Origin of the sequence: Aromatoleum evansii (assembly GCF_012910805.1) — a bacterium.
Taxonomy (GTDB): Bacteria; Pseudomonadota; Gammaproteobacteria; order Burkholderiales; family Rhodocyclaceae; genus Aromatoleum; species Aromatoleum evansii.
In genome coordinates, this window is record NZ_WTVK01000059.1 from 22490 (window position 1) to 34508 (window position 12019).

A 12019-nucleotide genomic window follows, 5' to 3' on the forward strand; every position below is an offset into this window, starting at 1 on the left:
GTCCGCGCTCACCCCAGACCCGCGGCGCTGCGGTATATCGCCGCCTCCTCCACCAGCCAGTCGCGGAAGGCCGCCAGCGACGCCGTCTCGGCCTTGCGCTCGGGGATGATCAGGTAGTAGGCCTTGGTGCTGAGATACACGTGTTCGCACGGCATCACGAGGCGCCCGCTGTCGAGTTCCTCGCGGATCAGGAAGGGCGGGATCAGCGCGATCCCCATGTCCTGCATCGCCGCCTGCGCCAGCATCGAGAACAGCTCGTAGCGCGTGCCCGTCATGTCGTGCGCGACCTGCATCCCCAGCGAACCGAACCACTCGCGCCACGCATAGGGGCGGGTGGATTGCTGCAGCAGCGGCAACGCCGCGATCTCCTCGGGCGTGAGCGAGGCCCTGCCCTGCAGCCTGCGCGGACTGCACACCGGGGTGGCGTTCTCGCGCATCAGGAAGTGCGCCTCGGTCCCCGGCCAGCCGGCGTCGCCGAAGTACAAGGCGGCATCGAACTCGGTGTCGGCGAACAGGAAGGGGCGCGTGCGGTTGTTCATGTTCACGGTGACGTCGGGATGGCGGGCGAGGAATTCGCCCAGCCGCGGCAGCAGCCAGCGCGTCGCGAAGGTGGGCATGACCGCGAGCTCGATGGTCGCGCCGCGGCCGTGGTGGGCCATCACCGAGAGCGTGTCGCGCTCCATCGCATCGAGGCGCGCGCTGATCTGGCGGCTGTACGACAGGCCCGCCTCGGTGAGCGTGACCCCGCGCTTGGTGCGGCGGAACAGGCGCAAGCCGAGGAAGTCCTCGAGCGCGGCGATCTGGCGGCAGATCGCGCTCTGCGTGAGGGCGAGTTCCTCCGCCGCACGCGTGAAGCTCTCATGCCGCGCGGCGCGCTCGAAGGCGAGCAGGGCGGCGGTGCTGGGGATCTTGCGGCGCATCGATGGCTCCATAAAGTGCGCAACGCGCATGACAGGGCAGAACGCACGGATGTTTCGGTGGGAGCGGCTTCAGCCGCGAATGGGCGATTCACTCCGCAACACCGCTGCTTCGCGGCTGAAGCCGCTCCCACATAGCCGCTGCCACCGCCATGGCCGTTTCACCAAGTGCGTTTTCCGCACAAGCTATCACGAAATTTTCGTTTGTCGCAGCGCTCGATGCGGAACTATAGTGCAGTCACCGACCAGAGCCGGGTAGTCCCGGCCCACGACCAAACGCCGCATTGAGGAGATTCGCCATGGCAAGCAACCGCGTGACTTTCGACTGGGCCGACCCCCTGTATCTCGACAGCCAGCTCACCGAGACCGAGCGCCTGGTGCGCGACAGCGCCCGCGCCTACTGCCAGGAGCGCCTGCTGCCGCGCGTGCAGGAGGCCTTCCGCCACGAGAAGACCGACCCCGCGATCTTCCGCGAGATGGGCGAACTGGGCCTGCTCGGGCCGACCATCCCCGAGCAGTACGGCGGCGCCGGCATGAACTACGTCGCCTACGGCCTCATCGCGCGTGAAGTCGAGCGCGTGGATTCCGGCTACCGTTCGATGATGAGCGTGCAGTCCTCGCTGGTGATGGTGCCGATCAACGAATTCGGCACCGAGGCGCAGAAACAGAAATACCTGCCCAAGCTCGCGACCGGCGAGTGGATCGGCTGCTTCGGCCTGACCGAGCCGAACCACGGCTCCGACCCCGGCAGCATGGTCACGCGCGCCAAGAAGGTCGACGGCGGCTACAGCCTGTCGGGCGCCAAGATGTGGATCACCAACAGCCCGATCGCCGACGTGTTCGTCGTGTGGGCGAAGGACGACGCCGGCGACATCCGCGGCTTCGTGCTCGAGAAGGGCTGGAAGGGCCTGTCGGCTCCCGCGATCCACGGCAAGGTCGGCCTGCGCGCCTCGATCACCGGCGAGATCGTCATGGACGAGGTGTTCGTGCCGGAAGAGAACGCCTTCCCGACCGTGCGCGGCCTCAAGGGCCCCTTCACCTGCCTGAACTCGGCCCGCTACGGCATCGCCTGGGGCGCGCTCGGCGCGGCGGAAGCCTGCTACGAGACCGCGCGCCAGTACACGATGGACCGCAAGCAGTTCGGTCGCCCGCTCGCCGCCAATCAGCTGATCCAGAAGAAGCTCGCCGACATGCTCACCGAGATCACGCTGGGCCTGCAGGGCTGCCTGCGCCTGGGTCGCCTCAAGGACGAGGGCAACGCGCCGGTCGAGCTCACGTCGATCATGAAGCGCAACTCCTGCGGCAAGTCGCTGGAGATCGCCCGCGTCGCGCGCGACATGCTCGGCGGCAACGGCATCTCGGACGAGTTCTGCATCGCGCGCCACCTCGTGAACCTCGAAGTGGTTAACACCTACGAAGGCACGCACGACATCCATGCGCTGATCCTCGGCCGCGCAATCACCGGCATCGCCGCGTTCGCCAACTGAGTTCGGCGAGCCTGCCCCGCCCGGCACCGCCCTCGCACGGGTCGGGCGCCCGGGCGAGGGCGACAAGCCCGGCCTCCGGGCTTCCTTCTTCCTCCGGGACGCGACCGGGCAGCACCCGCCGGTCGCGGCTCATACCTCCGCCGCGGACTACCACGCATCCGCGCTGCACTCCGGCCGCATATCGCCGCCCCCTCTTTGCCCAATACCGGCACTCCGGCGTCATTGGCGCGGAACACTCCACAGCTTCCGCCGCGCAGGGCGGTAGAATCTTCCGACGAGCAGCCCGGGCGCCCCGCATTGGCGGTCCCGCGACGCGCCAGGCCGGAGGAACACGATGGAAAAACCCACGGATGCGACCGCCGCGTGCAACACCACCGACGCCGCTCGCGTCACCGCGCTGATCAACCGCTCGCCGGTGGTGGCGATCGAGTGGCGCAACCAGCCCGGCTGGCCCGTCGCCTTCGTCAGCGACGGCATCGCGCAGTGGGGCTATGACCGCGATGACTTCATCTCCGGCAGGATCCAGTACGCAGATCTGATCCATGCCGACGACCGCCCGCGCATCGAGCACGACGTCGCCGAACATCTCGCCAACGGGCCCGACGACTACCGCCAGGAATACCGCATCCGCACCGCCTCCGGCACCTGGGTGTGGCTGGACGACCGCACCTGGCTCACGCGCAACGAACGCGGCGAAGTCACCGACATCCACGGCGTGCTGCTCGATATCACCGCAACCAAGGCGGCCGAGGCCGAGGTGCGCCGCCTCAACGCGACGCTGGAAGACCGCGTCGCCGAACGCACCGCCCAGCTGCAGGCCGCCAACCAGGAACTGAGGTCGTTTTCCTACACCGTGTCGCACGACCTCAAGGCGCCGTTGCGCGGCATCGAGGGCTACAGCCAACTGCTGCTCGAGCAGTACCGCGACCGCCTCGACGAGGACGGCCGCCACTTCCTCACGAGCATCCGCCGCGGCGCGCTGCACATGCACGAGTTGATCGAGGATCTGCTCGCCTACTCGCGCATCGAACGCCAGGCGCTGGATGTGCGCAGCGTGGACCTGCCCGCCGCCGTGCGCGGCGTGCTCGACGGCTTCGCGCACGAGATCCAGACGCGCGGCGTCGAGGTCGTCATCAGGGAACTGCCGCCGCAGATCCGCACCGACCCGAGCGGGCTCACCCTGGTGCTGCGCAACCTCGTCAGCAACGCGCTCAAATTCACGCGCGACACGCCGACCCCGCGCATCACGATAGATGCGTACCGTCAAGACCGTCACATCGTCCTGACGGTGGCCGACAATGGCGTCGGTTTCGACATGAAGTATCATGATCGCATCTTCGAGATATTCCAGCGTCTGCATCGCGCCGAGGACTACCCCGGCACCGGCATCGGGCTGGCGCTGGTACGCAAGGCGCTGCAGCGCATCGGTGGAACGGTGTGGGCGGTCAGCGAACCCGGCCAGGGCGCGACCTTCCACGTGGAGCTTCGGCAATGACAGGCGAGCATGCCCCACGCAGCATCCTGCTGGTCGAGGACAATCCCGTCGACCTCGACCTCGCGCTGCGCGCCTTCGCCCGCCGCGGCCCGGACTGCTGCGCAATCGAGGTCGCACGCGACGGCGAAGAGGCGCTCGCCTTCATCCGCCGCTGGGAACAGGGACACGCGCCGCCGGCCCTGGTGCTGCTGGACATCAAGCTGCCGCGCGTGAATGGCCTGGAAGTGCTGCGCCAGCTCAAGTCGCACCCGCACTTCGGCTACATCCCGGTGGTGATGCTCACGACTTCGGGCGAGGACGCCGACCTCGGCCAGGCCTACGAGCTCGGCGCCAATTCCTACATCATCAAACCGGTCAATTTCGCGCGCTTCATCGAAGTGACCGAACAGATCGAGCAATACTGGTGCCTGCTGAACGCCCTTCCGAACTAGGCGGGCTGCGCGTCCTCTACGTCGAGGACAATGCCGCCGACGCCGACCTCGCGCAGCGCATGCTCGCGCGCGCCGCGCCGGACATCGCGCTCGATGTCGTGCCCGCACAGGACGCGGCGCTCGCCCGGCTGTCGGGGCCGCTGCCTTATGACGTGCTGCTGTCGGACCTGCGGCTGGCCGGCGGATCGGGCCTGGAGCTGCTCGCCGAGGTGCGCCGGCGCCAGCTGCCGCTGGCCGTCGTGATGCTCACCGGCTCGGGCGACCAGGTCGCCGCGCTGGCGGCGCTGAAGGCCGGTGCCGACGGCTACGTGGTCAAACGCGGCGACTACCTCGCACAGCTGCCGACGACGCTGCGCACCGCCTTCGCGCGTTTCCTCGCCGAACCGGGGCGGCGGCTGCCGCCCTTGCGCGTCCTGTACGGCGAACACGACAACCGCCGCGCGACGCTGACACGGCAGCACCTGGCCCGCCACGTGCCGCACATCCGTCTCGACGTCGTTCCCGATGCGGCCGCGATCCTCGCCGCCGTGCCGCCGGACCCGGCACAGCCGCCCGACTTCGACGTCCTGCTGCTCGACACCGGCATCGGCGGCATGGACGGCCTCGAGCTGGTGCGCGTGCTGCGCGAGCAGCGCGGCCTTGCGCGCCCCATCGTGCTGCTGACCGGCGGCAGCGGCGAGGAGGTCGCAGCCCAGGCCCTGAACAGCGGTGTGAGCGACTGCATCGCGCGCTACGAGGGTTATCTCAACGCCTTGCCCGCCACCCTGGAAAAAGTGCGCGAGCAGGCCGAGCTGTTGCGCGAACGCGCCGAATTGCGGGCCACCAGCGCGCACCTCTCCCATCTCATGTCGGCCAGCCCGGTCGTCCTGTACACCCTGGGCATGCACGACGGCAGCCTTGTCGCGACCTGGGTCAGCGCGAACGTGGAGCGCATCGCCGGCAGCCCCCTCGACGAGGTCATGGCCCCGGGATGGTGGCTCACCCACCTGCACCCCGCCGACCGCAAGGCCGTGCTCGATGCGCAGGCCGGCCTGCTGCGCGACGGATGGCTCGACCACGAATACCGCTTCGTCGCCGACGACGGGCGCGTGATCTGGATCCGCGACCAGATGCGCGTGATGCGCACGGACGACGAGGGGCCGCTAGAAGTGGTAGGCACCTGGACCGACATCACCGCCTCCAAGAAGGCCGAACAGCTCAAGGCCGCGCGCGGTTCCGTGCTCAACCGCCTGGTCGCGGGAGATCCGCTGGCGGTGATCCTCGAAGACGTCGCGCAACGCCTCGAACAGCTCGAACCGGAGATGCGCGCCTCCATCCTGCTGCTCGACCCGGTTAGCGGCCGCTTCACGCAGAGCGCCGCACCGCGCATGCCCGATTACTACCGCGAGGCGATCGAGCAGCTGCCACCCCGCGAGGGCATGGGCTCCTGCGGCACGGCCGCGGCGCGGGGCGAGGCCGTGTTCGCCGTCGACGTGACGACCGACGCCAACTGGGTACCATTCCGCGACATCGCCGCGCGTGTCGGCTTCCGTGCCTGCTGGTCCTTTCCCTTCCGCGATGCGGGGAGCAGCGTGCTCGGCACCTTCGCCGTCTACTTTGACACCCCTCGCGACGCGGATGCCGATCTTGTCGCGATCATCGACGAATTCACCGCGATCACCGCGCTTGCGGTACAGAAGGTGCGCGCAGACGACGCGCTCCGCCAGGCTGCCGCGGTGATCGAGAGCACCCGCGACGGCGTCATGATCACGGACCTCGAGCGGCGCATCGTCAGCGTCAACCGCGCCTGGTGCGAGATGACGGGCTTCTCGCGCGACCAGGCGATCGGCCGTGCGCCGCAGATGCTCAAGTCCGGCCTGCAGAACGACGCCTTCTACCGCGGCATGTGGGAACAGATCATGCGCACCGGCGACTGGCAGGGGGAACTGTGGAACCGGCGCAGGAACGGCGAGCTGTACCCGCAGTGGCTCAGCATCAGCACCGTCTATGACGAGGAGCGCCGCCCGACGCACTACGTCGGGGTCACGACCGACATCAGCAAGCTCAAGCAGTCCGAGGCCCAGCTCGAACACCTCGCGCACCACGACCCGCTCACCGAACTGCCCAACCGCCTGCTCGTGCAATCGCGCCTGGAGCACGGCATCGAGCGCGCCGCGCGCCAGGACGGGCACATCGGCGTGCTGTTCATCGACCTCGACCGCTTCAAGACCATCAACGACAGCCTCGGCCACCGCGCCGGCGACGAGGCGCTGATCGCGATCGCGCAGCGCCTGCGCGGCTGCCTGCAGCAGGACGACACGTTGGCGCGCTGGGGCGGCGACGAATTCCTCGTCATCCTCGAAAACCTCACCAAGCCGGACGAGGCGGCCCACGCGGCACAGACGCTGATCGACCAATTGCGCGAGCCGCTGCAGCTCGCCGACGGCCAGCCGGTGTACGTCGGGGCCAGCATCGGCGTGAGCATGTATCCGCAGGATGCGCGCACCGCGGCCGTGCTGATCCAGCACGCGGATACCGCACTGAACCAGGCCAAGGCGCAGGGACGCAACACCTACCGCTTCTTCACCGACGCGATGAGCGTCGAGGCGCAACGCCACCTGAACCTCGAGCGGCGGCTGCGCCATGCCCTCGAACACGAGCGTTTCGTGCTGCACTACCAGCCGCAGGTCGACATCGCCAGCGGGCGCATCGTCGGCTGCGAGGCCTTGCTGCGCTGGAACGATGCCGACGAAGGCCTGGTGCCGCCGGGACGCTTCATCCCCTTCGCCGAGGAGAGCGGCCTGATCGTGCCGATCGGGGAGTGGGCACTGCATTCGGCCTGCCTGCAGGCGCGCCGCTGGGCCGACGCCGGTCTGCCGCCGCTGCAGGTGTCGGTGAACCTGTCGGCGCGCCAGCTGTGGCAGGCCGAGCTGCCCGACCGCATCGCCGCGATCCTGAAGGACACCGGCCTGCCGCCGCAGGCGCTGGAACTCGAGCTTACCGAGAGCATGATCATGGGCCACGAGGCGCAGGCCGTCGAACGCCTCGGCCAGCTGCGCAGCATGGGCCTGCGGCTCGCGATCGACGACTTCGGTACCGGCTATTCCTCGCTGTCCTACCTGAAGAACCTGCCGATCGAGGTACTCAAGATCGACCAGAGCTTCGTGCGCAACATCCCGCAGGACCGCAACGACATGGAGATCGCCGGCGGCATCATCGCGCTCGCGCGCAAGCTCAACCTCGCCGTGACCGCCGAAGGCGTCGAGACCGCCGCCCAGCTCGCCTTCCTCGCCGGGCAGGGCTGCGACAAGTACCAGGGCTACCTGTTCAGCCGCCCGCTGCCGGCCGGGGAGTTCGAGAAGCTGCTGCGCGCCCGGCAGTGAACGGGGCTCGCCGCCCCCTGTGCCGCGGTCCATGCACGGCACGCGGAATTTTCCAATTGGCATTAATAATGGAATAATCAATGCCTTTTGCATTATTCCATTCACATGTTCAGCATCTACCAGGCGAAGGCGCGCTTCCAGGACATCCTGCGCCCCCTCGTCACACGCCTGGCGCGCGCGGGCGTCACAGCCAATGCGGTCACCCTGCTCGCCGCCACGCTGTCCTGCCTGCTGGGGGCCGCACTGCTCCTCGCCCCGACGCCGGCGTACTTCCTGCTGCTGGCGCCGTTCATGCTGCTGCGCATGGCGCTCAACGCCATCGACGGCATGCTCGCGCGGGAATTCGGCCAACGCTCGGCACTCGGCGCCTACCTCAATGAACTGACCGACGTCGTCTCCGACGCCGCCCTGTATCTGCCTTTCGTCGCCGTCGCGCCGTTCGGCTGGAGCAGCGTCGGCGCCGTGATCTTCCTCGCCGCGCTGTCGGAGATGGCCGGCGCCCTCGCGTCCGCCGTCGGCGCCGCTCGCCGCTACGACGGCCCCATGGGCAAGAGCGACCGCGCCGCCGTGTTCGGCGCCCTCGGCCTGTGGCTGGGCATCGCCGGCACGCTGCCGCACTGGGCGTTCTGGCTCATGCCCCTCGTGGCCTTCGCCACCGCCCTCAACATCGTCAATCGCGTGCGCGGCGGCCTGCGCGAACTCACCCTGCAAGGAGCACCCCTGTAAATGACCCCGGCACGTCAGGCCCACGAGTGCAGCTTCCTCACGCACGACGGCACCAGCCTCTTCTATCGCCGCTGGCCGGCGACGACGGCACGCCGCGGCGCCATCGTCCTGTTCCATCGCGGCCACGAGCACTCCGGCCGCATGGCGCATCTGGTCGATGAGCTCGATCTGCCCGATTTCGACTTCTATGCCTGGGATGCGCGCGGCCACGGGCTGTCGCCCGGCGTGCGCGGATTCTCGCCGAGCTTCGGCACCTCGGTGCGCGACGTGCAGACCTTCATCGACCACCTGTGCGCCGGCTACGCGCTGCGGCCCGAAGACATCGGCGTGGTGGCGCAGAGCGTCGGCGCGGTCACGGTCGCCACCTGGGTGCACGACTATGCCCCCTGCATCCGCTGCCTCGCGCTCGCCTCGCCTGCCTTCAAGGTCAAGCTCTACGTGCCCTTCGCCCGCACCGGCCTGCGCTGGCTGCAGGCCCTGCGCGGCAACTTCTTCGTCAACAGCTACGTCAAGTCCAGATTCCTCACCCACGACCGCGAACGGCAGCGCTCCTACGACCACGATCCGCTGATCACGCGCCCGATCTCGGTGAATATCCTGCTCGGCCTGTACGACGCGGCCGAGCGTGTGGTCGCGGATGCGCAGGCAATCACCGTGCCGACGCAATTGCTCATCTCGGGCGCCGACTGGGTCGTGCACCACCGCCCGCAGCATGAATTCTTCGCCCGCCTGGGTGCGCAGGTGAAGGAAAAGCACGTCCTCGACGGCTTCTTCCACGACACCCTCGGCGAAGCCGGACGCGCCGAGGCCGTCGCCGAGCTGCGCCGCTTCATCGGCGAGCGCTTCGCCGCCGCCCCCGTCACGGCCGACCTGCGCCAGGCCGACCGCAGCGGCCCGACGCACGACGAGGCCACGGCCCTGGCGCGCCCGCTCTCGCCCTTCAGCCCGCGCGGCGCCTACTGGGCGCTGTACCGGCAAGCCATGAAACTGGGCGGGCTGCTCGCCGACGGCGTGCGGTTGGGACACCGCACCGGCTTCGACTCGGGCAGCACGCTCGACTACGTGTACCGCAACACTCCCTCCGGGCGCGGCCCCCTCGGCCGCCTCATGGACCGCAACTACCTCGATGCAATCGGCTGGAAGGGCATCCGCCAGCGCAAGCTGCACCTCGAGGAACTGCTGCACAAGGCGATGGACGCGCTGCACGCCACCGGACGCGCCGTGCACATCATGGACATCGCCGCCGGCCACGGCCGCTACGTGCTCGAAGCCTTGCAGCGGTCGCCCCGCAAGCCGGCCTCCGTCCTCCTCAGGGATTACAGCGACATCAACGTGCGCGACGGCCGCAAGCTGATCATGGAGAAGGGCCTCGCGACGGTCGCCCGCTTCGAACAGGGCGACGCCTTCGACCGCAGCTCGCTCGCCAGCGTGGCCCCGCGCCCCTCGGTCGGCATCGTGTCGGGCCTGTACGAGCTCTTCCCCGAGAACGACGCGGTTACTCGCTCCCTGTCCGGACTCGCCGACGCCATCGAACCCGGCGGCTACCTGCTGTACACCGGGCAGCCCTGGCATCCCCAGCTCGAACTGATCGCGCGCGCACTGACCAGCCATCGCCAGGGCAAGGCCTGGGTCATGCGCCGCCGCACGCAGGCCGAGATGGACCAGCTGGTCGCGGCCGCCGGCTTCGAGAAGATCGAGCAGCGCATCGACGAATGGGGCATCTTCACGGTCTCGCTGGCGCGCCGGGTCGCGGCATGAGCGACGCCGCCGAAGCGGCCCTGCCCGTCGCCGCGGCGGCGGACACGGGCCTGTGGAAGCGCAGCCTGCTGTGGCTGCTGTTCCTCGGGCCGTTCTTCTTCCTCAGCTACGGCTACGCCAATTCCCGCGCCGCCCTGTCGGGCGTCGCCACCTCGGTGGTGTTCGCGTGGGAAACGGCGATCCCCCTGCTACCCTGGACCATCGTTCCCTACTGGTCGATCGACCTGCTGTACGGCCTGGCCTTCCTCCTGTGCGCCAGCGCCCGCCAGGTCGATCGCCTCGCGCTGCGCCTGCTCACCGCTCAGCTCGTCTCGGTCGCCTGCTTCCTGCTCTTTCCGCTGCGTTTCGCCTTCGAGCGGCCGCCGATCGACGGGCCCTTCGGCGGGCTCTTCGACCTCCTCGCGGGCTTCGACAAACCCTACAACCAGGCGCCCTCGCTGCACATCGGCCTGCTCGTCATCCTGTGGGCGCGCTTCGCCGCCGGACGCCGCGGCCCCGCCCTGCTGTGCGTGCACGCGTGGGCCCTGCTCATCGGCGTGTCCGTCCTCACCACCTACCAGCACCATTTCATCGACGTCCCGACCGGGGCGCTGGTCGGCGCGCTGTGCCTGTGGCTGTGGCCGGACGAGGAAACGCCCCCACTTGCGGCCTGGCGCCTGACGCGCGACCCGCGCCGCCGGCAACTGGCGGCACGCTACCTGGCTGCCGCCGCCGCCCTCGGCGCAGTCGCCTTCGGCTGCGGCGGTGGCGGTGGCGCGCTGTGGCTGCTATGGGGAAGCGTCGCACTGTCGCTGACCGGGCTGTGCTACCTCGGCTTCGGCACTGCCGGCCTGCAGAAGACGCGCGGACGGCCATCGGTCGGCGCGGCCCTGCTGCTCGCCCCGTATATCGCCGGCGCATGGCTGAACGCGCGCCTGTGGACGCGGCGTCACCCCACCCCCGACCACATCGCGGACGGCGTGCACGCAGGACGGCTGCCCGACGCCGGCAGCATGCGTGCCGGCGGATTCACCGGCCTGGTCGACCTGAGCGCCGAACTGCCCGCACCGCGGGGCCCGTGGCAATACACCGGCCTGCCCATGCTCGACCTGGTGGCGCCGACACCGCGCCAACTGCAGGACGCGGCACATCGCATCGAACAGGCACGGCGCCACGGCCCGCTCCTGGTGTGCTGTGCGCTCGGCTACTCGCGCAGCGCCTGCGCCGTGGCCGCCTGGCTGGTGCTGACGGGACGCAGCCCGGACGTCGACCACGCCATCGCCACCTTGCGCCGCCAACGTCCACAGGTCGTCCTCGGTCCCGCACACCGGGCCGCCTTGCAGGCCTGCGCCGACGCACACCAGGATGTCCATGCCGCCTGATTCCGCCGATCGCCTGCACGACGCGGCGCGCGCACGGGTGGCGGCCGCGATGCTGTCAACCGGCAGCGTCCTCGACGCATGGAGCCGGACGCTGGTGCTGCCGGCGCTGCTGTGGCCGGCCATCGAGCGGCCGGAAGGGATGGTGCTCGGCGCGTTCGCACTATCCTTGTGCGCAGCGGCGGCGCAGGCCTTCTGCGCCTGGCGCACGCGCCTGGACACGGCGATCTTCTCAGGCTGGGCGAGCGCCTGGAGCCGTCCGTCCGGCCTTCTGCCCGCCGACGACCTGCGGCTTTTCGACCGCGCACTCGCGGACTGGACGCAGTCACGCGCGGCAACCGGCGACTGTCGTCCGCTGGATGCCCGCCTGCACGGCGCGCGCCGCCTGCTCGCACGGCAGGCGATGTGGCTCTCGCTCCAGGCCGCGACCTTGCTGGGCACCGTGCTGCTGGTCGCCGCGACCGCCTGACCGTGCCCCTCCCTCC

General features: G+C 69.5%; 9 protein-coding genes. 8 read left to right on the plus strand and 1 reads right to left on the minus strand.

Annotated elements, in window-relative coordinates:
• Positions 1 to 8: 8 nt before the first annotated feature.
• Positions 9 to 920: a LysR family transcriptional regulator gene (locus tag GO615_RS22610; protein WP_169132141.1), complete on the minus strand. Its 912-nt coding sequence runs from the start codon at positions 918 to 920 to the stop codon at positions 9 to 11.
• Positions 921 to 1216: 296 nt separating this feature from the next.
• On the opposite strand from GO615_RS22610, the gene GO615_RS22615 reads away from it, so the two are divergent.
• From GO615_RS22615 to GO615_RS22650, 8 genes are all read left to right on the plus strand, one after another.
• Positions 1217 to 2404: an acyl-CoA dehydrogenase gene (locus tag GO615_RS22615; protein ID WP_169132142.1), complete on the plus strand. Its 1188-nt coding sequence runs from the start codon at positions 1217 to 1219 to the stop codon at positions 2402 to 2404.
• 334 nt (positions 2405 to 2738) lie between these two features.
• Positions 2739 to 3899: a sensor histidine kinase gene (locus GO615_RS22620; RefSeq protein WP_169132143.1), complete on the plus strand. Its 1161-nt coding sequence runs from the start codon at positions 2739 to 2741 to the stop codon at positions 3897 to 3899.
• Positions 3896 to 4330, plus strand: coding sequence for a response regulator (locus GO615_RS22625; protein WP_169132144.1), 435 nt, complete (start codon positions 3896 to 3898; stop codon positions 4328 to 4330). The genes GO615_RS22620 and GO615_RS22625 overlap by 4 nt, the downstream gene beginning before the upstream one ends.
• A complete protein-coding gene (locus GO615_RS22630) occupies positions 4303 to 7692 on the plus strand; it encodes an EAL domain-containing protein (protein WP_339380110.1) in 3390 nt (1129 codons plus the stop codon). Before GO615_RS22625 ends, GO615_RS22630 begins: the two co-directional genes overlap by 28 nt.
• Before the next feature lie 105 nt (positions 7693 to 7797).
• Positions 7798 to 8418, plus strand: coding sequence for a CDP-alcohol phosphatidyltransferase family protein (locus GO615_RS22635; protein ID WP_169132145.1), 621 nt, complete (start codon positions 7798 to 7800; stop codon positions 8416 to 8418).
• Positions 8419 to 10176: a bifunctional alpha/beta hydrolase/class I SAM-dependent methyltransferase gene (locus tag GO615_RS22640; RefSeq protein ID WP_169132146.1), complete on the plus strand. Its 1758-nt coding sequence runs from the start codon at positions 8419 to 8421 to the stop codon at positions 10174 to 10176.
• Positions 10173 to 11537, plus strand: a complete 1365-nt coding sequence (locus tag GO615_RS22645; protein ID WP_211167309.1) for a phosphatase PAP2/dual specificity phosphatase family protein — start codon at positions 10173 to 10175, stop codon at positions 11535 to 11537. The genes GO615_RS22640 and GO615_RS22645 overlap by 4 nt, the downstream gene beginning before the upstream one ends.
• Positions 11527 to 12003 carry a hypothetical protein gene (locus GO615_RS22650; protein ID WP_169132147.1) on the plus strand — a complete coding sequence of 159 codons (477 nt, stop codon included), beginning with the start codon at positions 11527 to 11529 and terminating at the stop codon, positions 12001 to 12003. The genes GO615_RS22645 and GO615_RS22650 overlap by 11 nt, the downstream gene beginning before the upstream one ends.
• Positions 12004 to 12019 lie beyond the last annotated feature (16 nt).